We start from the raw sequence: 19,178 nt of genomic DNA on the forward strand, positions 1-19,178 counted from the left end.
TTATTCAATAAAACCATTCAGTTTATCATAGGCTTCTTCTAATTGTTTCTGATTTAAGATTTTTATTTTTGCAAAAGCTTTGATATCAAAATTTGAATCACTATCTAGTTTTATATTTTTTGCTCCGTACACAGTATTTCGTACCCGAAGTTCTAAAATCAACCCAGGCAAATTTCCATAACCGACGGGACCGTGCGGAAACGGTAATTTTGGACAATACCATGCAATTACAGGATGGCTAAAAATTTTAGATCCGTTAATTACTGTATAGATATTAGTGGCTTTGTAACATAAATAATTATCTATTAATTTGGTCTCATTAGTCAAAAGCCAATTATCTTTCAAATCCTCTTGTGTGTAAATGTTTTTTCCTAACAAATCCTTTTGAAATAATAGTTTTTCTTTTAAGGTGTAAACGGTGCCTGCATAATGTGCCATGCCATAGATAAATCCTTTTAAACCGGGAGCACTGTCATTCTCTAAATTTGCTTCGCTATAAAATTTAGAACCATTTTCTGTTATGATTAATTGAAACGTTAGTTTTTTAGACTCAAGTATGGATTTTTCAAGCATGTTTTTTAACACGGCGTTATTATCAAATAATCCTGCTTCCTTTTCTATTATTAATCCGTAAGCCACCGTAACATTTTTACCTTGGCTGTAACCTACAGCTGCATATAAAATTAAAATAACAATGATTTTATTCATCTTATATATATCAATAACACACCAAAATCATCGAAATTGGTGCGTCATTACATTTTAATTAAATTTAGTTTCTTGTTTATTGCGATATTGTGGCATCGTTTAATCCCAAACACATAAAATAAACAGAATAGGACATACCAACGGCAGCTTCGTGACTAAATCCAGCAGCTTTCGCATCAACGTAAGCTACAAACTTTGCTGTATTACAATCCGTGGACGCAAATGTTATTTTCTTTGACGTTTTTTTAATGCTTTCTTTTACTTCAAAATTCTTCGCCATTGCAGCTCCACTAAATGCTACCACTGCTAGAGCGGTAAATAATAATTTCTTCATTATTAAAATTTTTAAATTTATTAATAGTTTTTTTGGTTAACCAAGTCAAATATCAAAAAAAAAAACTATTTAGAAGAATTTACTTTAGATATTAACTAAATTTTAACAAGTTTATACTTTTAATAAATTTAATAACTAGACACAAATAAATGTTTTACAATAAATAGAATTCAGAGAGCAAACTTAACATAATGAGAAACTTAACAAGCGATAAAATAACTAATTTGTGACTGCGTTTTTATTGTGTATTTATCTTGGCTGACAGTTTTGTCTTTTTACCTTAAGAGGTTTCACCATTACAACTCAACTAAAAATCACCACGGCTAAAATGATAACAACTAATTTTTATATTTTCATTCGTCAAACATTAACTTCAACTAACTTACAACTTTATCTTTAAAGAATTTACAGTTTAAATTAATTAGTTCATATCGCGCAGTAAGATATCTTCAAACTCAGCAGGGGTAATAAATTTACCTTTTTTAGGTTTTGAAAAATCTACGTTATCAGCTTTGATATCAAATTCTATTTTAGTTGCGTAAAAATACAATCTCCCATTTATGCTTCCTTCTAACACCAAACCTGGCAAGCCATCTAAACCTGCTGGACCAAATGAAAATGGCATTGCAGGTGTAAACCAAACAACTGGATCCATTGATATGCTTTTTTTCCTCAACTTTGAATATTCACTTGTATGTGAAATAGCTTTATAACACGTATAGCCATTTATCTTTTTTGTTTCTGAAGTTATCTCCCAAGTGTATTCTTCGAACGGGTGAACAAGATTAAACTCTTCTCCCATAGTATCCATATGCTCCAATTTTTGTTTGGTAACAAGGTTGCAATACCGTTCTCCACCGGCAATTATATTTGCCATTTTACTAAACAAATCATCCGCCAAACTTATTTTATTGATTTGCTTAAAAACAGCGACATCTTTTGTAAAATACAAAGCTAACTCCACTTCTTTTAATGCTTCGTAAGAAGGATCGACAGATTTTTCCTCTTTTTTACCAGAATCATATCTGTCAATTTTATAATAGACAGCGTTGACCGTATTTACATTTAAATTTGATGAATTGTTTAAAGTAAAATTGCAAAGCAGAAAGAGCAAATTCAACATTTTGTAATTTAATATCATTGTTAATTATTTATACATTTAGAATTATTTTTAAATTTAATTTACAACTTAAAAAATGATCAATAAAACTTTTTAATTAAAATTAGAAAGGTAATGCCTTTTAAAACAAAATTCATTACCTCTCTATACTTTTAAAAAATACTTAAATCAAACAAACTTTTCAGTTCCTGATTTTATCAGTTCTCAGAAATATGAGCCTCCTTATTATCTGAAACGCATCTATCGTAAAAAAGCTTATACATCAATGTTGCTCCAGCGCCTGATAAACAACCATTGTCTTTCTCATATTTCTCAAGTTTATCTTGAGCTACCGTAGAGCAATTTGTAAACAATGTCTCTTCCTTGACTTCTTTAACTTCCTCAGTCTTCGCTATTGCAGCTCCACTAAATGCTACCACTGCCAGAGCGGTAAATACTAATTTCTTCATTCTTAAAATTTTTAAAATTATTAATAGTTTTTTGGCTAACCGAGTCAAATATCAAAAAAAAAAAACTATTTAAAAGAATTTTCTTTAAATATTAACTATAATTTAACAAGTTTATACTTTTAATAAATTTAATAACTTATACAAATTGAATACTTTACAAAAAATAGAATATGGAGACCAAACTTTACAAAATGAAAAAGGCAACGATAGTAAAAATACTAATTTGAAAGTACGTTTTTGGTTTATTGTTCATCAGTAATTGTTTTACCTATTGACTACTCAATTTTAAATTCTTTTTTACAAAAAAGTTGCTTAAAAATGATCGCACAAATAATTATTAGTACCTCCAAATATTATATTAAAACTAGAATCCTCCAATTTCGTTTTGACGATTATACCAAATGCTAGTTTAAAACTACCAAACACAAGGATACCTCTTTTTTAAAGCTCCTACAATACCCACTTTTGGTGATATTCCCTCCTATCTATAAATAAAAAATCCTGACAGCGAACCATCAGGATTTACTCCAATTACAAACTCTTCTTTTAAAACTTCAAGGTCAAACCCAGCAAGAAATTAGTTCCTGCTTGCGGATAGTAGTACGGATAGATATCGTACATGTAGCCATTTGAAACGTATTTTTTATCTAAAAAGTTGTTCACTAAGCCCGTTAAGACTATTTCGTTAAATATGGTTTTTGGTTTAAAAGTGTATGCAACGTTTAGATCATTAACAAAATAATCAGCTAATCGTGCTGCTGGCAACTCAATATTGTTCATATACTGCTCACCCACAAATTTTTGCAACCATGAAAGATGCAGGTTTTTGATAGGCGAATACACTATAATATTTCCTGCAATTATAGATGGAGAATACGCAATATCTGTAGTTCCATAGTTTTGTCCTTCCACAGCTAAGTCTCTGTTTTTATTGGCACTCAAGGTAAAATTAGGACGAATAATCCACTGATCGTTGAATGCAATTGTCGCATCTACTTCTAATCCCAATCGGTAACTTTTTTCACTGTTAGAACGAATTGGTGCGCCAACATCATCCAGGTTTCCAGTCAATATTAATTGATCTTTATAAGCCATATAATACACATTGGTATTAATTAGTGTTTTTTCAGCAGTATACCTCCAACCCAATTCAAAGTCGTTCAACTTTTCTGGTTTTACATTGCCACCTACATAATCACTTCTGTTTGGTTCTCTATTGGCTCTTGCGTACGAGGCATACAAGGCATTGCTTGCATTTACCGTGTATGTCAAACCTGCTTTTGGGTTAAAAAAGTTAAAAGTATCATTTACAGGAAGCGCCTGCACACCGTCGGCTTTGTAATTTACAGATCGAAATTGAAGGTCTCCAAATAAACTCAACTGACTAGAAATTTGATAAATGGCTTTCGCAAAAATATTTCCATCGGTTTTAATGGCATCATCATCGTAATACTTGTCGCCCAATTCACTTTGCGAAGCAAAACGAGCCCAAATAACTTCTCCAAAATGATTGCCTTCGTACTTGTTCCAGCCTCCACCAAAAATGACATCTACTGACTCGTCTTTGTAATTAGCTGAAAAAGTGGTTCCATAAAAATCATTATCCAACCATTTTTGACGTACTAAATCGGTTGTCGTTACTGTACCAAAAGGCTGTAATCCATATTCTGCAAAGTCAGCATCTTCTTTGTAATTTTCGTAATACCCTTTTCCTTTGGTGTAATGCAAAGCAAAGTTAGTACTCCATTTATCCGAAAATTTTTCGTTCCAATGCAACTGCGAATGATCTTGTTGGTAATTATCGGTTTCATTATCATAAAAACGCATATTGCCTTGTTCGTCTGTAAAAGCACCTGCCGAGTTGAATCTGCGATTGGCATTCAAAGTTTCGCCATCAATTCCGTTCCAAGACTGATATGTTTTTTCATTTCCTCCAAAAACCAAGGCTTTGATTAATGTAGTTTTACCAACATACGTTCCTTGCAAAAAATACAATTTCAAGTCCGAAGCACCTCTGTCAATAAACCCATCCGAATTTAGAGCTGACAAACGGCCTGCAATTTCAAAATGATCGTTCATCAATCCGGTGCTGAATTTCACGGTATGTTTACGTGTATTGAAACTTCCAAACGAATTGGAAATTTCGCCAGTACTTTTATTGGCAAAATTATCGGTAAGCATGTTAAGGCTTGCGCCAAAAGCACCCGCTCCATTCGTAGAGGTTCCTACTCCACGCTGCAATTGTAAACTTTCGACAGATGAAGCAAAATCAGGCATATTCACCCAATAAGTGCCATGACTTTCGGAGTCGTTATAAGGAATTCCGTTGATGGTTACGTTTACACGTGTAGCATCACTACCACGCACTCGTATACCTGTATAGCCCACACCATTTCCTGCATCAGATGTAGTGACAACAGATGGTAAATAGTTCATTAAAATAGGAATGTCTTGACCTAGATTTCTGAATTTAATTTCTTTTTTAGTGAGATTGCTAAAACTAACTGGTGTTTTTGTAGTAACACGTACTGCCGATACTAAAACCGCATCAAGCTTGTTGACGTTAGTAGTATCTTTTACCTGTGCAAATGTGAAAAGTGAAGTGTAAAATGTGAGAAGTATAAAAAATACTCGCATTAATTTTGTTTGACGCTCGGCCATTGGCACTTGGTCATTTTTGAAAAATAAAGTTTTCATCCGTAAAAAGATTACGAATAAAAGGGGGAATTATTCTTTTTTGTTTTAATTAATAAAATGATTTGTTACTATGACAAGACACTAGCGTGCACTCTACTATTTTGTCAATTTTCCGTAAACAGCATTACCTGTTCCCGTTCTTTGGGTATGATCTCAGCTCGTTATTTAGAGCACCCCTTTGAGACAGTGCAAAACTAATTATAAAAAGTGAATTACAAATTATGAATTGAAATAAATTTTAAAAATCGGGTTTTTGACGGTTTTTTTTCACTTCGGAAGCGCTCTTTTTATCCTTTATTCGTTTGCGAATGACACCTTTAGGAATCTTGGTAGGTTTTCGTTCTTTGGGTACAATCAGTGCTTTTTTTACCAATTCAAAGAATCGTTTTGTTACCAATTCCTTATTTCGAAGCTGACTTCGGTCTTCGTCACAACTTAAATTTAAAATCCCATCCGCCGTTAAACGTGTTTGCAATTGCGTCGCGACCAACTGCTTTTGTTCTTCGCTCAAGCCTTGTGTATTTTTCAAATCAAAACTCAACACTACTTTTGAAGATACTTTGTTCACATTTTGACCGCCAGCTCCACTACTCCTAACCGCTTTATATTGTATCTCTGATTGTAATTGTGTTTTATCCATTTTTAGAAGTGAGTCAACATTAGTTATACGATTGATGCGTTGGCTTTAACAAATCGTTTACCGTTTTCACAGGATTAAAAGTAACCAACGGCACTTGTACAAAAATAGTCAACCAATCGGCCATGGCGCCATTCCATAAACCAGGTAGTTCATATCCTTTAATAGGCTGACCTGCGCTATTTTTTTCAACTATAAAACCACTATTGCAGTCAACATAGTCAGGTAAATTAAATTTTTGATTCTTATAATCTTTTAAACCGCAAACCAAATCTACTGGATTAAAATGAGTGGCTGCTTGCAAAATCTCTTTTTGTTGTGAATCGTTAATATCTACTTGAGAACTCTCTACAATTTGTAGCGAAACGGCGCCATTTTGTTGTCGAACCCAGAAAGGTCCTCCGCCAGGTTCGCCCTCATTTTTTACCATACCGCATACGCGTATAGGTCTGTTTAAAATAGCGTGCAAAGTCGCCACTTTATATTTTTGTGTTCCAGTTTGAAAATCGTCTGAAAGTGTAATATGAAATTTATCTTTCAAAAAAACAACAATCTGATTGATGTAAGTAGAAGGTACTTTTGCTGCGTCTAAGCCTTGTAAATAATTAAAAACTTGCTTTTGCAAAGCAATTAAAATTCCTCCTAATGCTCTTTTATACAAAGCCACCTTATCTAAATCGTTTTGAACTACATTGTCTATATTTTTAATAAAAACGATATCAGCCTCAATTTGATTTAAGTTCTCGATTAAAGCGCCGTGTCCTCCTGGTCGAAATAACAATTGACCTGCAGCATCCCTGAACGGCTGGTTACTTGGCGTAACAGCAATGGTATCTGTACTTTGATTTTGGTAAGAGTAGGTTATATTAATCGTAACATTATTGTTCTCCTGAACCTGGGCCAAATCGCCTAATACCACTTGCTCAAAGTACGCTTGATGAGACTGCGAAACCGTAAAATGCAAATTAGATTGCTCTTGTGCTGTGGCATATTGCACACATTCTAGCAAATGCTCAGCCACCGGAGTTGCCAGACGAGTTTCGTATTTGTGAAAAGGTAAAACCCCTTTTGGTTTATTTGCAAAATTAAAATAAGTAGGAGCTAAAAGTAACTTTATGAAGTAATAATTCTTAAGGTTACGATCAAGACTATCAAAATTTTCGAATTCTTTTTTTAGTGTTTCGTAAACCATTTCAAAAAATGGAAATTTATCCATTCCTACAATAAAAATAGACAACTCACTTGCTTTCTTACGATTGATATAGGCATTTATTGATTCGTTTTCAAAATCAAAATCATTAAGAAATTCGGCTAGAAATTTAAACATCCTACTAGCTGCTCCTGAGGCGGGTACAAACTTTGAGAGTTTAAATTCGTCTTTGTGCGCATCAAAAAATGAGGCATGCATTTCGAAGTCTGTCTCAGATAATTTCAAAATACCATCTGATAATTTTGCTGGACGCAACAGTTGTGCTGGTGCTATTCCATTTTTAAAAAAATGCAATTGCTGTTCAATATTTTTAAGGGCAATTCCGTGTTCTTTTACTTGTAAAAAATCGGCGGTAGAAAAGCCTAACTTGTTGGCCAAAACCAATTCATCTATAATTGTAACGGCCGTTTTAAAACGCATTTCTTGATCTCCACTAAGAGTGAGAAACGGTTTATTATGATCAATTAGTGCCTGCTTAAACTCAGTAAAAATAGCCTCTCTCCCTTGCGGAGTATCTCGGATATCATCTTTTTCCCAAGGTATATCAATAGACGTTAAAAAAAACAAGTCATAATCATGTACAACTGCTGCCTCTTGTAAAGCATCTGGGCAAGTACCATAATACAAATCGGAGAAGACCTTGGTAACCATTAAATTGGTATCACAAAACAGTAGCTCTTTTGCTTTTAAAACACTTTCATTTTCAAGTCGCATTTGTCCTTCAGCAATAGGCAACATATCATCTAGTGTGCACAATTGCTGATTCGAATCCCATTTTTGTTGCAAATAATCACGAGCAAATTCGGGCACCCACTCTGTTTGATAGTGTGCCGCAAGTTGCTTGGCTAATGTTGTTTTACCGGTACTTTCAGGACCAAATAAGGTTATTTTTACTACTCTGTTTTCGCCACTAGAGCGCTGTTTGAGATTTTCTTCCATTCTAAATAGCCAAATATGGCAACTATTGTAAATACTAAATATTGAAAACTGGTAAAGGTATATCCTTTAAAAAAATACAAAGGAATCGAAATGGCATCTCCGATGATCCAAAAAATCCAGTTTTCTACTTTTCGCTTGGCCATAAGCCACATTCCCACAAAGAAAATTCCTGTGATAAATGTGTCTACGTAAGCGTACCAAGTGGTGAATTTATCAAAAAAATGGTACACTGCCACAACAAATGCAACCGTAAATATAAAAAGAAATATGGCAATTCGTTTTTCTGCCGAAGAAATTGTAGAAATAGGAAAAGCCACTTCGTCTCCTTTTTTGCGGGTCCAATGATACCAACCGTAAATACTCATTATAAAATAATAGGCATTGATCATCATATCGCCCCACAAAACCCATTTCCAAAGTAAATAGACAAAAATCGAAGTGCTTACTAAACCTGTTGGAAAAACCCAAATATTGTCTTTCTTAGCATACCACACACTCAATAAGCCAAAAATAACAGCAACAATTTCTAGAAAAATATCTAATGCTGGGTATTCATTGTACTGAGAAAAAAAATAATCTACCATTGATTAAGGATTAAAAAAATTCAAATCATTTTCAAAAGCAGTCCCAATAACCACCAAATCTGCACCAGCATTGTAAGCACGTTGAATTCCCTGCAAATCTATAATTCCTCCTCCAACTAGCAATGGAATTTCAATCTTATGTGCTACTTTTTTTATCATTTCTATCGGCACGGGAAGTTGTGCTCCGCTTCCGGCCTCTAGATAAATGAGTTTACTACCAAGCATTTCACCTGCTAGAGCGGTATTCACTGCTAGATCTAAATCATGACGTTTTAAAGGCTTGGTTTTACTAACGCTTTCTACTGCTGTTTCATTTCCACTTTCAATTAAAATATAACCCGTAGAAATAATTTCTAGTTGGGTTTGTTTCAAAATTGGTGCTGCAGTTACTTGATGTCCTATCAAATAATCCGGATTGCGACCCGATAGTAAGGATAGAAACAAAATAGCATCGGCTTTATCTGAAATCTGCGAGGGATTGCCAGGGAAAAGAACAATTGGAAGGGTACAATCTTGTTTAATCCTAACTATCAATTCATCAATGATATTATTATGTACAAGGCTTCCGCCAATGAAGATATGAGTTGCTGGTGATTGATTGATTTTTGGAATCAAAACACTCATTTGCGCTATAGTAATTTTATCAGGATCAAGCAAAATAGCCAACAACTTGCTTCCCTTTTCTTTTGCTTTTAAAATCTCGCTGTAAATAGTTATCATGCAGATATCGACATTAAAGGTTTTGAATGCGATTTTGTTCAAAAGCATATACCAAACTAAAGTTTTCAATTTCTTGAAAATACAAGTCATAGTTTTGTGGCACCTCATCAAATAGTAATTCGGCGTTGGCAAATTGATCTTTCAAATGAAATTGATGAACGCGAATATGATTCTTGAAACTAATACCTTTTTCGTTTCTGATTTTAAAAATGGCCTCTTTTGCACCCCAAATAACGGTTAATTTCGGAATGTAATCTTGGCTTTGTTCAACGAGGAAACTTAGTTCAGCATCACAAAATTTAGAGGCGATACTTTTTATTTTTTCGCGCTGCAATTCGATATCAATCCCTACTTTTTGATCGCTGATAATAATAGCTGCAAATTCATGCGAATGTGTAATAGAAATATGCTGACCATCCTGTAAGTGCGGTTTTCCAAAAGCGTCGTAATACAAATCAAAATCCGTGTAACCAGCCTCGTGCAACAGCATACGAACACTTAAAAAAGCACACTGGTGCAAATCCGACTTCATAGACTCTAACCGAGCTTGGCTTTCGGGTCTTAATTGAATTTGGCTTTGCAAGTCTGTAAGCGACTCAGTGACTTTCCAAATAAGCATTCGAGTACCCAATTGCGGGCGTGTATCTTGATATAAAGGCATGTTAGTAACTTGATTTATAGCCCCGATTGCAACGGAAATCCTTTTTTATCCGCTTCTTTAGCAGGAAAAAAGATTGCAGTGAAAAGCGGGAAATAGCTCCTAAAAACGAAAAAGAACGCTTGAAAACTTTTTATTTTATTGATTTTTAAAAGTTTACACCGCTAAACATTTCATAAATAGAAGTGAATGTTTTTATAATCCTAAGATATTGTGTAATTTTGCAAAAAATTAGCCCGAATTTGTCAGGCCAACAGTCAAAATAAATACAAATATACAATAAATGAGTACAGCAACTATGCCATACGTGGCTTTCAAGGTTAAAGACATTTCCCTTGCAGCTTGGGGACGAAAAGAAATTGAATTAGCTGAAGCTGAGATGCCAGGTTTAATGGCGCTTAGAGCAGAATACAAAGACGAACAACCTTTGAAAGGCGCTCGTATTGCAGGATGCTTGCACATGACGATTCAAACTGCCGTATTAATTGAGACTTTAATTGCACTTGGAGCTGAGGTAACTTGGTCTTCTTGTAACATTTTCTCTACTCAAGATCAAGCTGCTGCTGCTATTGCTGCTGCTGGCATTCAAGTTTACGCTTGGAAAGGTTTGAACGAAGAGGATTTTGACTGGTGTATTGAACAAACTTTGTTCTTTGGTGAAGACAGACAACCATTGAACATGATTCTTGATGACGGTGGAGATTTAACAAACATGGTTATTGACCGTTACCCACATTTAGTTGCTGGTATCAAAGGTTTATCTGAAGAAACTACAACTGGAGTTCACAGATTGTACGAAAGAGTAAAAGCGGGAACATTACCAATGCCGGCTATTAACGTAAACGACTCGGTTACTAAATCTAAATTTGACAACAAATACGGTTGTAAAGAGTCTGCAGTTGATGCGGTACGTCGTGCAACTGACATCATGTTGGCAGGTAAAAGAGTAGTTGTTTGTGGTTACGGTGACGTAGGAAAAGGAACTGCTGCTTCTTTTAGAGGTGCTGGATCTATTGTAACTGTTACTGAAATTGACCCAATTTGTGCTTTACAAGCTGCAATGGACGGTTTTGAAGTTAAAAAACTAGATACTGTAATTGCTACCGCTGATATCATTATTACAACAACAGGTAATAAAGACATCGTTTTAGGTTCTCACTTCGAGAAAATGAAAGACAAAACTATCGTTTGTAACATCGGACACTTTGATAACGAAATTGACATGGCTTGGTTAAACAAAAACCACGGCGCTTCAAAAATCGAAATCAAACCACAAGTTGACAAATATACCATTGCTGGAAACGATATTATCGTTCTTGCTGAAGGTCGTTTGGTAAACTTAGGTTGTGCTACAGGTCACCCTAGTTTTGTAATGAGTAACTCATTTACAAACCAAACTTTGGCTCAAATTGAATTGTGGAAAAACAGTGCTGCTTACAACAATGAAGTGTACATGTTACCAAAACACCTTGATGAAAAAGTAGCTATGTTGCACCTTGCTAAATTAGGGGTAGAACTTGAAACTTTACGTCAAGATCAAGCAGAATATATTGGTGTTGAAGTAGCTGGACCATTCAAACCTGAATACTACAGATACTAGAAATTAGTCCTTAGTGACTAGCTAAATTAAAATAGAGAAACCCTTGCAGTAATGCGAGGGTTTTTTGCTTTTGGGCATGACCCTCCGTAAAAACTGCGGGTCGGGCTTTTCGCTATATCTTTTATTGCGCTGCGCTCCATAAAAGGATGCCGCTACCATCCCTCATGCGAAACTGTTTTCAAAAAAGCTTCTAGCCTTTTGAAGGCTAGAAACTTTAAAAATTACTCTATTAAATTCCGCTTAATCTAAATTGATGCTCAGTACATTGCATCAACGTACAGAACTATATTTTGACAAAAGTTAAAAATAAAATTTATTTATATATTTTTGGCGACACAAAATAAGCTAAATGAAACAAACAATAATTACCTTACTATTACTGCTATCTGCGGTGGTTTACGCTCAAACACCTACATTACCTTTAATGTATCCGAGGGAAGAAAAGTATGCAAAAATCCCGCAATTAGAAACGGTAAAACCAAAATCCTATACTCAAAAACAACTTGAAAATAACAGAATAATTGCTCAAGAAAAAAAACTAGTCAAGCTAGCCGCTAAAAGATGGGAAATAGACGAAGAGTTAAAAAACAATTTGGAACAATTAAAATTATTAGAAACTAACGATAATAGTCCCAAATTTAAAGTTTACAAAAGAAAGATAGATCAACTCCAAAAAAAGCTTGCTCTAGCCATACTCAAAGTCGAATATAGCACCCAAAAATTAAAAGAATTAGAAGCAGCAGCAGAAGACAACAAATATAAAATCTACGAGAATTGATTTCTTTTTAGATTCAGATAAACAAATCATCTAGACGTAAAGCAAAAACACCATTTTTAAATTTTTCTAGATTTAAATATCACAATAAAACAAAAAAACCCATTTCTTTCGAAATGGGTTTTTTAATGACTTGAGAAAATCAATTATGCTTCAACTTCAAATGGAAGGATAGAAACATAAGATTTGTTATCTCTTTTCTTTTGGAATAAAACAACTCCATCTACTCTTGCGTGTAGTGTGTGATCTTTACTGATGTAAACATTAGCACCTGGATTATGTTTTGAACCTCTTTGTCTTACGATGATGTTCCCAGCAATAGCAGCTTGACCACCAAAAATCTTAACGCCTAAACGTTTTGATTCTGATTCTCTACCATTCTTCGAACTACCGACACCTTTCTTGTGAGCCATGACGTATTAGTTTTATTTTGTTATTATTCTTGAGTATCTTCTTTTTTAGCTTTAGCTGCTTTTTTCTTAGGAGCCTCTACTTCTTCTGTAGTTGCCTCAGCTGCTGCTTTTTTAGGAGCTGCTTTTTTAGCACCAACACCAGTAATACCTTCAATTACAATTTGAGTAAGATATTGTCTGTGACCGTTTCTCTTTTTGTATCCTTTTCTTCTTTTCTTTTTGAAAACGATAACTTTATCTCCTTTTAAGTGTTGTAACACTTTAGCTTCTACTGAAGCACCTTCTATAGCTGGGGCGCCTAAAGTGATTGCTCCGTTGTCATCTACTAAAAGAACTTTGTCAAAAGTAACTTTTGAACCTTCTTCGTTAGACAAACGGTTTACATAAACCTTTAAGTCTTTGCTTACTTTAAATTGTTGCCCTGCTATCTCTACGATTGCATACATACTGAATTGTTTTAATAATTTTTAAGGTTGCAAATATACAATTATATTTTTAACCTGCAATTACAACTATAAAATTTATTCAAAACCTATAAAACCTTGATTTTCTTGATATTTATCTACCCTTTTATCAACCTCAACCCAAACAGTTGTTAAAGTTTAAATTATATCGATTTCGACTGTAACAAAACCCCTCATAGTATTACAAATTATCATACTTAACAAAATTATTAACCTTATGAAAAATTCATTAATGGCTTTAGGTGCTTTATTTATGCTAGGAGGAGTAGCTTCTGCACAAAAAGTAGCTTTTGAGGAATACAAACTTGACAATGGCTTACACGTCATTTTACACAATGACCCATCGGCTCCAACTGTAATTACCTCTGTAATGTACCATGTAGGTGCCAAAGACGAAAACCCAGAAAGAACTGGTTTTGCACACTTTTTTGAACACTTATTATTTGAAGGAACAGAGAATATAAAACGTGGCGAATGGTTTAAAATTGTAACTGGAAATGGTGGTGTGAACAATGCCAACACTACTGACGATAGAACTTATTATTACGAAGTATTTCCATCAAATAACCTAGAGCTAGGATTGTGGATGGAGGCAGAAAGAATGCTACACCCGGTAATTAACCAAATTGGAGTTGACACTCAAAATGAAGTAGTTAAAGAAGAAAAAAGATTGCGTGTTGACAATCAACCTTACGGGAATTTCTTAGCAGAAGTAAAAAAGAATATCTTTAAAAAACACCCTTACCGTTGGGCAACTATTGGTTCAATGGATCACCTTGATGCTGCTACTTTAGAAGAATTTCAAGCGTTCAACAAGAAATTCTATGTACCAAATAATGCCGTTCTTGTTGTAGCAGGTGACTTTAAACCAGAGCAAGCCAAAGAATGGATTCAAAAATATTTTGGACCAATTAAAAAAGGAGCTGCAGTTAAGAGAGAAACTTTTGTAGAGGAACCAATTACACAAACAATTAAAGCTACATTTGAAGATCCTAATATTCAAATTCCAGCAATCGTAGCCGCTTACAGAACTCCATCAATGAAAACTAGAGATGCTAGAGTTTTGGATATGATTTCTTCTCTTTTAAGCGATGGAAAAAGCTCAAGATTGTACAAAAAAATTGTAGACGATAAGAAAATGGCTTTGCAAATTGGTGCTTTTAGCAACAACCAAGAGGACTACGGAAGCTACATCATTTACGGCTTGCCGCAGGCTCCTAACACAGCTGAAGGTATTTTAGCTGAAATTGATGCTGAAATTGCGAAACTTCAAACTGAATTATTATCAGAAAACGATTTGCAAAAATTACAAAACAAATTTGAGAATCAATACGTAAACAGCAACTCAACCATCGACGGTATTGCTGACAACTTAGCAACTTACCATTTGTTGTACGGGGATATTAACCTAATCAATACTGAAATCGACATTTACCGCTCTATAACTCGTGAAGAGATTAGAGAGGTTGCTAAAAAATATTTAAATCCGAACCAAAGATTAGTTTTGGATTATGTGCCATCTAAAGACAAAGCTCAAAAATAAGATATCTCATCATGAAAAAATCAATATTAATTATATCCAGCTTGTTCTTAACAGTTATTATGCAAGGACAGATCATACCTCAGCCAAAACCAGGAGCAGCTCCAACTATAAAAATTGGAAAACCAGTTACTTTTGAATTAAAAAACGGTTTAAAAGTACTAGTGGTTGAAAATCACAAACTTCCACGTGTATCTTTTAGTCTTACACTAGACAACGATCCGTATACTGAAGGTGACAAAAAAGGAGTATCTGATATGACCAGCAGCCTTATGGGAAGCGGCACTACCAAAATCTCTAAAACTGCCTTTAATGAAGAGGTAGATTTTTTAGGAGCTAACATTAATTTTAGTTCTAACGGAGCCTCTGCAAGTTCACTATCTAAATACGCAGGTCGTGTTTTAGAATTAATGGCAGACGGTGCTTTGAATCCTAAATTCACTCAAGAGGAATTCGATAAAGAAAAAGCTAAATTGATAGAAGGCTTAAAGTCGAATGAAAAAAGTGTATCAGCTGTTTCAGCGCGCGTGGTTGATGTTTTAACATACGGAAAAAACCATCCTGCAGGAGAATATGTAAGCGAAGCTACATTGAAAAATGTAACACTTGCTGATGTTCAAAACAACTACAATACCTACTTCGTACCAAGCAACGCTTACCTTATTATAGTAGGTGATGTAAAAGTAACTGAGACTAAGAAAATGGTTGAAAAATTCTTTGGTTCTTGGAAAAAAGCTGCCGCACCAAAACTCGTATTTGCTGACCCAAAAGACGTAGCGCAAACACAAATTAACTTTGTAGACATGCCAAATGCTGTACAATCTGAGGTAAATGTGGTGAACATGTCTAATTTAAAAATGACTGATCCAGATTATTTTGCGGTTTTAATTGCGAATCAAATCTTAGGTGGCGACTTTAATAGCTACATCAACATGAACTTAAGAGAAGCTCACGGATGGACTTACGGTGCGCGCACAGGAATTTATGGCGACAAAAGAATCTCTACTTTCAGCGCTTCGACTCAAGTACGTAACGCAGTAACTGACAGTACCGTTGTTGAAATTTTCAAAGAATACAAAAAAATCAGAACCGAAAAAGTTACCGATGAAATGTTGGCTAATGTAAAAGCAGGTTATATAGGTCGTTTTGTAATGCAAATTGAAAAACCACAAACCGTTGCTGGTTATGCATTAAGAACAAAAACACAAGGTTTGCCAGCTGATTTTTACGAGAACTACATCAAAAACATCAGTGCTGTAACTGCAGATGATGTAATGAGAGTTGCTAATAAATACTTCTTAGCTGACAACAGCCGTATTATCATTGTTGGAAAAGCGACTGATGTGGTTTCTGGATTAGAAAAACTAAAATACCCTATTTACTATTTTGACAAATACGGTAATCCTACTTCAAAACCAGAAATGAAAAAAGCAGTGCCAGCAGGTGTTACTGCAAAAACAGTTCTTGACAATTACATTAAAGCTATTGGTGGCGAAAAAGCTGCAATGGCTGTAAAAACAGTTAAGATGATAGGTTCTACAACAATTCCACAAGCACCATCACCATTGAGTTTTACCTCAAAATCTGATGTAAAAGGAAAAATCATGGTAGAGTTAGCAATGGGAACCATGAGTTTAATGAAACAAGTAGTTAACGAAAAAGGCGGCTACGTGATGCAACAAGGACAGCGTCAGAATATTGAAGGAGCTGCACTTGCTGAAATGAGAGCAGTTGCTATGCCAATACCAGAATTATCACTTGCTAAACAACAAGATCTAAAATTAGAATCTATCGAAATCATCAACGGAAAAGAAGCTTACGCTGTGAAAAACGGAAAAACTACTTTGTATTTTGATGTAACTTCAGGTCTTAAAATTGCTGAATCTATTTTAATGGAACAAGGCGGACAAAGTATGACCAAAACAACTAACTATTCGGATTACAGAGACGTAAAAGGAGTAAAAGTTTCGTTTAACATTATCCAAAATGTTGGTTTTGATTTAGATATTAAATTATCTGAAGTAAAAGTAAACGAAGGTGTAACTGATGCTGATTTTCAATAATCAAAACACCATATAATACAAAAGGCTGTCTAGAAATAGGCAGCCTTTTTTGCTTCTGATAATTACCGGATAAGCGCTACTTCGATATTATTTGGTAGCAAATTTTCTTCAAACGAAACTCACTAAACTACTGAAAACGTTAACTTAAAACTAAATACTTTCGTGAAAAATTATGACAACGCATTTATTTCTTAGCTGATAAATACACACCGATCAATACAATGAAAGCACCTAAAAACTGAACAGGAGTTAGCATTTCTTGATCTAGTAAACCCCAACAAAATGCCACCACCGGGATTAAATACGTTACTGATGTTGCAAATACTGGCGACGACATTTGAATCAGTTTAAAAAATAAAATATTAGCAATACCAGTTCCTACTACGCCCAATACTATGATATAAAGTACTGATTGCTGCACTTGTTCCTGTTGTACCACATCAAAAAAACCAGATGCAAACAAAACCGCCAAAGCAGGCAGACTTAATACCATAAAATTACCCGTGGTAATGCTCAGCGGACTCAAATCATGCAAATACTTTTTGATTAAATTGACATTTAAGGCATAACAAATAGAGGCAATTAAAACTAAAATAGCATACCAGTAATTTTGCTCTGGATGATGCATAGCACCATTTAAAATAAGCAAAGCGCTTCCTGCCAAGCCAATGACAATCCCAATAATTTGCGTTCGCTTAAAATGCAACCCAAAAAAAACAGCTCCTAAGATTAATGTATTCAAAGGCGTCAGCGAATTTAAGATGGAACTAACAGAACTATCTATTTCTGTTTGCGCAATTGCAAATAAATAAGCCGGAATAAATGTTCCAAACAAAGAGGTTAACGCAATATATTTCCATTTGAAACTAGGGATTTTAGAAATGCTTTTAAAACCTATCAGCACCAAAAATAGCGCTGCAAATAAAATGCGCAAAGACCCTAATTGCAGTGGCGTGAGACCAACAAGACCTTTTTTTATCAAAATAAACGAACTTCCCCACACAAGGGCCAATACCGTTAAGTAAACCCATTTTAATTGCTTTGCTTCCATACTTGTAATTTGGGTTCAAAATTGTAATTATTTTATGAATTAGCACTGCTTTTTTTAGTTAATTTTGCATACAATTTAATTCGAATTTCCTTTAAAAACAAACACATTATGAAACTACTAAAAGCAATACTCGTTCTAACACTAGCAAGTACTTTATTGGTAGCTTGCAAAGAAAATACTAGAGAAAAAACAAAAGCGGAGCTTGCCTTAACCGCAGCGCCAAAAACAAAAAAACCAATTGCTGCCGCTAATTTAAAAACCGCAACTTTTGCTGTAGAAGGTATGACATGTGCTGTAGGTTGTGCCAAAACAATTCAAGAAGAATTGACTGAATTAGAAGGAGTATCAAAAGCTACCGTAGACTTTGAAACCAAACTAGCAACAGTGGTTTACGACAAAACTGCACAATCGCCAGCAAAATTAACTCAAACGGTTGAGGCTGTTGCCGACGGTAAAACATACAAGGTTTCGAATATGAAATCGTAAATTGATTTATCATTAAACGAAAAAAGCATTCTCTTAGCGGGAATGCTTTTTTTTTGGAATTTCAGAACAATGGAATTACTTCCACTTCATGGTTTCCATTAGGCGCTGCATGTCGTTTTTAATGTAACTAGCCGCAGGCATAATAGAATCGAAATTAGGTTTTGCATAAAAATAAACAGATCCTGTTACAAAATGACGTGTACTATCGGTGGCGTAAAACTGTGAATTAGTAGCTGCATTACCATTTACTTGATAAAACATGCCATACACTTTTTTTTCAGCATTTAAATACGGTTGCTCCAAAATATCATCTGCCTTGATTACGTGCTTATACGTCAATGTTTGTGCTTCGCGTAGCAAGTTATTGATGTTATTATTGACTGGCTGGTAGGTCAAAAAAATAGTCGCCTTCATTTTAGGATATGTAATACTCAAACCACAGTCTTTATCTTTTTTTATAACGGCATCTTCATTCATTTCGAAAACAAATGGACATTCATTTTCAAAATTAACGTACTTGGCCTCTGGATAATCCAAACGCAAATAACTCTTAGGTTTTGGTAAAATTTCGTCTTTGCAAGACATAAAACTTATTGAACTAACCAATAAAACCGCAAAAACAGGTATTTTTTTTAACATCTTAGCTTTCATTTTAAAACTGCAATAAACAATAGCTGCAAAACTAGTTTATAATTACAAAATCGTTACTTTAATTTGTTTTATTCTTTTG

At 34.5% G+C, this 19,178-nt stretch carries 19 protein-coding genes; 5 read left to right on the forward strand and 14 right to left on the reverse strand.

Annotated features, from left to right (window positions below; translation table 11 throughout):
* The 10 genes from ACXX8U_RS11360 to ACXX8U_RS11405 form a co-directional block, all read right to left on the reverse strand.
* Nucleotides 1-708 carry a GLPGLI family protein gene (locus ACXX8U_RS11360; protein ID WP_458565940.1) on the reverse strand — a complete coding sequence of 236 codons (708 nt, stop codon included), beginning with the start codon at nucleotides 706-708 and terminating at the stop codon, nucleotides 1-3.
* Nucleotides 709-784: 76 nt separating this feature from the next.
* Complete coding sequence (locus ACXX8U_RS11365) at nucleotides 785-1,042, reverse strand: hypothetical protein (protein ID WP_458565941.1); 258 nt, start codon at nucleotides 1,040-1,042, stop codon at nucleotides 785-787.
* A 421-nt stretch (nucleotides 1,043-1,463) separates the two neighbouring features.
* The gene (locus tag ACXX8U_RS11370) at nucleotides 1,464-2,183 is read right to left on the reverse strand and encodes a GLPGLI family protein (RefSeq protein WP_458565942.1); all 720 of its coding nucleotides are present in this window, start codon (nucleotides 2,181-2,183) and stop codon (nucleotides 1,464-1,466) included.
* A 176-nt stretch (nucleotides 2,184-2,359) separates the two neighbouring features.
* Nucleotides 2,360-2,611: a hypothetical protein gene (locus tag ACXX8U_RS11375; protein ID WP_458565943.1), complete on the reverse strand. Its 252-nt coding sequence runs from the start codon at nucleotides 2,609-2,611 to the stop codon at nucleotides 2,360-2,362.
* A 546-nt stretch (nucleotides 2,612-3,157) separates the two neighbouring features.
* Nucleotides 3,158-5,308, reverse strand: coding sequence for a TonB-dependent receptor (locus ACXX8U_RS11380; RefSeq protein WP_458565944.1), 2,151 nt, complete (start codon nucleotides 5,306-5,308; stop codon nucleotides 3,158-3,160).
* Between the two features lie 238 nt (nucleotides 5,309-5,546).
* On the reverse strand, nucleotides 5,547-5,948 hold the full coding sequence (gene arfB, locus ACXX8U_RS11385) for an alternative ribosome rescue aminoacyl-tRNA hydrolase ArfB (RefSeq protein WP_458565945.1): 402 nt from the start codon (nucleotides 5,946-5,948) through the stop codon (nucleotides 5,547-5,549).
* A gap of 19 nt (nucleotides 5,949-5,967) precedes the next feature.
* Nucleotides 5,968-8,094 (reverse strand): DUF4301 family protein, encoded by a 2,127-nt coding sequence (locus tag ACXX8U_RS11390; protein ID WP_458565946.1) that lies wholly within the window; start codon nucleotides 8,092-8,094, stop codon nucleotides 5,968-5,970.
* Nucleotides 8,049-8,678, reverse strand: coding sequence for a nicotinamide riboside transporter PnuC (pnuC, locus tag ACXX8U_RS11395; protein WP_458565947.1), 630 nt, complete (start codon nucleotides 8,676-8,678; stop codon nucleotides 8,049-8,051). The genes ACXX8U_RS11390 and pnuC overlap by 46 nt, the downstream gene beginning before the upstream one ends.
* 3 nt (nucleotides 8,679-8,681) lie before the next feature.
* On the reverse strand, nucleotides 8,682-9,398 hold the full coding sequence (locus tag ACXX8U_RS11400) for a phosphoglycerol geranylgeranyltransferase (protein ID WP_458565948.1): 717 nt from the start codon (nucleotides 9,396-9,398) through the stop codon (nucleotides 8,682-8,684).
* Nucleotides 9,399-9,411: 13 nt separating this feature from the next.
* A complete protein-coding gene (locus ACXX8U_RS11405) occupies nucleotides 9,412-10,059 on the reverse strand; it encodes a 4'-phosphopantetheinyl transferase family protein (RefSeq protein WP_458565949.1) in 648 nt (215 codons plus the stop codon).
* A gap of 280 nt (nucleotides 10,060-10,339) precedes the next feature.
* On the opposite strand from ACXX8U_RS11405, the gene ahcY reads away from it, so the two are divergent.
* Together ahcY and ACXX8U_RS11415 are read left to right on the forward strand one after the other, a co-directional pair.
* Nucleotides 10,340-11,656 (forward strand): adenosylhomocysteinase, encoded by a 1,317-nt coding sequence (gene ahcY, locus ACXX8U_RS11410; RefSeq protein WP_166132966.1) that lies wholly within the window; start codon nucleotides 10,340-10,342, stop codon nucleotides 11,654-11,656.
* 349 nt (nucleotides 11,657-12,005) lie between these two features.
* Nucleotides 12,006-12,434 (forward strand): hypothetical protein, encoded by a 429-nt coding sequence (locus ACXX8U_RS11415; protein ID WP_458565950.1) that lies wholly within the window; start codon nucleotides 12,006-12,008, stop codon nucleotides 12,432-12,434.
* A gap of 143 nt (nucleotides 12,435-12,577) precedes the next feature.
* On the opposite strand, the gene rpmA is transcribed toward ACXX8U_RS11415, so the two are convergent.
* Together rpmA and rplU are read right to left on the reverse strand one after the other, a co-directional pair.
* Complete coding sequence (gene rpmA, locus ACXX8U_RS11420) at nucleotides 12,578-12,844, reverse strand: 50S ribosomal protein L27 (protein ID WP_166132962.1); 267 nt, start codon at nucleotides 12,842-12,844, stop codon at nucleotides 12,578-12,580.
* A gap of 23 nt (nucleotides 12,845-12,867) precedes the next feature.
* Entirely contained in the window at nucleotides 12,868-13,290 is a 423-nt protein-coding gene (gene rplU / locus ACXX8U_RS11425) for a 50S ribosomal protein L21 (RefSeq protein ID WP_166132960.1), read from the reverse strand.
* 235 nt (nucleotides 13,291-13,525) lie between these two features.
* Between rplU and ACXX8U_RS11430 the strand changes: the two genes are divergently transcribed.
* Both ACXX8U_RS11430 and ACXX8U_RS11435 read left to right on the forward strand, forming a co-directional pair.
* Nucleotides 13,526-14,851 carry a M16 family metallopeptidase gene (locus ACXX8U_RS11430; RefSeq protein WP_166132958.1) on the forward strand — a complete coding sequence of 442 codons (1,326 nt, stop codon included), beginning with the start codon at nucleotides 13,526-13,528 and terminating at the stop codon, nucleotides 14,849-14,851.
* A gap of 11 nt (nucleotides 14,852-14,862) precedes the next feature.
* Nucleotides 14,863-16,911 carry a M16 family metallopeptidase gene (locus tag ACXX8U_RS11435; RefSeq protein WP_458565951.1) on the forward strand — a complete coding sequence of 683 codons (2,049 nt, stop codon included), beginning with the start codon at nucleotides 14,863-14,865 and terminating at the stop codon, nucleotides 16,909-16,911.
* A gap of 184 nt (nucleotides 16,912-17,095) precedes the next feature.
* Here the strand turns inward: ACXX8U_RS11435 and ACXX8U_RS11440 are convergent, their stop codons facing one another.
* Nucleotides 17,096-17,962 (reverse strand): DMT family transporter, encoded by an 867-nt coding sequence (locus ACXX8U_RS11440; RefSeq protein ID WP_236362547.1) that lies wholly within the window; start codon nucleotides 17,960-17,962, stop codon nucleotides 17,096-17,098.
* Between the two features lie 108 nt (nucleotides 17,963-18,070).
* Between ACXX8U_RS11440 and ACXX8U_RS11445 the strand changes: the two genes are divergently transcribed.
* A complete protein-coding gene (locus ACXX8U_RS11445) occupies nucleotides 18,071-18,448 on the forward strand; it encodes a heavy-metal-associated domain-containing protein (protein ID WP_458565952.1) in 378 nt (125 codons plus the stop codon).
* A 75-nt stretch (nucleotides 18,449-18,523) separates the two neighbouring features.
* On the opposite strand, the gene gldD is transcribed toward ACXX8U_RS11445, so the two are convergent.
* Complete coding sequence (gene gldD, locus ACXX8U_RS11450) at nucleotides 18,524-19,087, reverse strand: gliding motility lipoprotein GldD (RefSeq protein ID WP_458565953.1); 564 nt, start codon at nucleotides 19,085-19,087, stop codon at nucleotides 18,524-18,526.
* Nucleotides 19,088-19,178 lie beyond the last annotated feature (91 nt).

Source organism: Flavobacterium sp. GNP001 (assembly GCF_054343775.1).

Excerpts from the sequence above, each read along its gene's own strand:
- ACXX8U_RS11360 (WP_458565940.1), bottom strand. The coding sequence starts at position 708 with ATGAATAAAATCATTGTTATTTTAATTTTATATGCAGCTGTAGGTTAC.
- ACXX8U_RS11365 (WP_458565941.1), bottom strand. The coding sequence starts at position 1,042 with ATGAAGAAATTATTATTTACCGCTCTAGCAGTGGTAGCATTTAGTGGA.
- ACXX8U_RS11370 (WP_458565942.1), bottom strand. The coding sequence starts at position 2,183 with ATGATATTAAATTACAAAATGTTGAATTTGCTCTTTCTGCTTTGCAAT.
- ACXX8U_RS11375 (WP_458565943.1), bottom strand. The coding sequence starts at position 2,611 with ATGAAGAAATTAGTATTTACCGCTCTGGCAGTGGTAGCATTTAGTGGA.
- ACXX8U_RS11380 (WP_458565944.1), bottom strand. The coding sequence starts at position 5,308 with ATGAAAACTTTATTTTTCAAAAATGACCAAGTGCCAATGGCCGAGCGT.
- arfB (WP_458565945.1), bottom strand. The coding sequence starts at position 5,948 with ATGGATAAAACACAATTACAATCAGAGATACAATATAAAGCGGTTAGG.
- ACXX8U_RS11390 (WP_458565946.1), bottom strand. The coding sequence starts at position 8,094 with ATGGAAGAAAATCTCAAACAGCGCTCTAGTGGCGAAAACAGAGTAGTA.
- pnuC (WP_458565947.1), bottom strand. The coding sequence starts at position 8,678 with ATGGTAGATTATTTTTTTTCTCAGTACAATGAATACCCAGCATTAGAT.
- ACXX8U_RS11400 (WP_458565948.1), bottom strand. The coding sequence starts at position 9,398 with ATGATAACTATTTACAGCGAGATTTTAAAAGCAAAAGAAAAGGGAAGC.
- ACXX8U_RS11405 (WP_458565949.1), bottom strand. The coding sequence starts at position 10,059 with ATGCCTTTATATCAAGATACACGCCCGCAATTGGGTACTCGAATGCTT.
- ahcY (WP_166132966.1), top strand. The coding sequence starts at position 10,340 with ATGAGTACAGCAACTATGCCATACGTGGCTTTCAAGGTTAAAGACATT.
- ACXX8U_RS11415 (WP_458565950.1), top strand. The coding sequence starts at position 12,006 with ATGAAACAAACAATAATTACCTTACTATTACTGCTATCTGCGGTGGTT.
- rpmA (WP_166132962.1), bottom strand. The coding sequence starts at position 12,844 with ATGGCTCACAAGAAAGGTGTCGGTAGTTCGAAGAATGGTAGAGAATCA.
- rplU (WP_166132960.1), bottom strand. The coding sequence starts at position 13,290 with ATGTATGCAATCGTAGAGATAGCAGGGCAACAATTTAAAGTAAGCAAA.
- ACXX8U_RS11430 (WP_166132958.1), top strand. The coding sequence starts at position 13,526 with ATGAAAAATTCATTAATGGCTTTAGGTGCTTTATTTATGCTAGGAGGA.
- ACXX8U_RS11435 (WP_458565951.1), top strand. The coding sequence starts at position 14,863 with ATGAAAAAATCAATATTAATTATATCCAGCTTGTTCTTAACAGTTATT.
- ACXX8U_RS11440 (WP_236362547.1), bottom strand. The coding sequence starts at position 17,962 with ATGGAAGCAAAGCAATTAAAATGGGTTTACTTAACGGTATTGGCCCTT.
- ACXX8U_RS11445 (WP_458565952.1), top strand. The coding sequence starts at position 18,071 with ATGAAACTACTAAAAGCAATACTCGTTCTAACACTAGCAAGTACTTTA.
- gldD (WP_458565953.1), bottom strand. The coding sequence starts at position 19,087 with ATGTTAAAAAAAATACCTGTTTTTGCGGTTTTATTGGTTAGTTCAATA.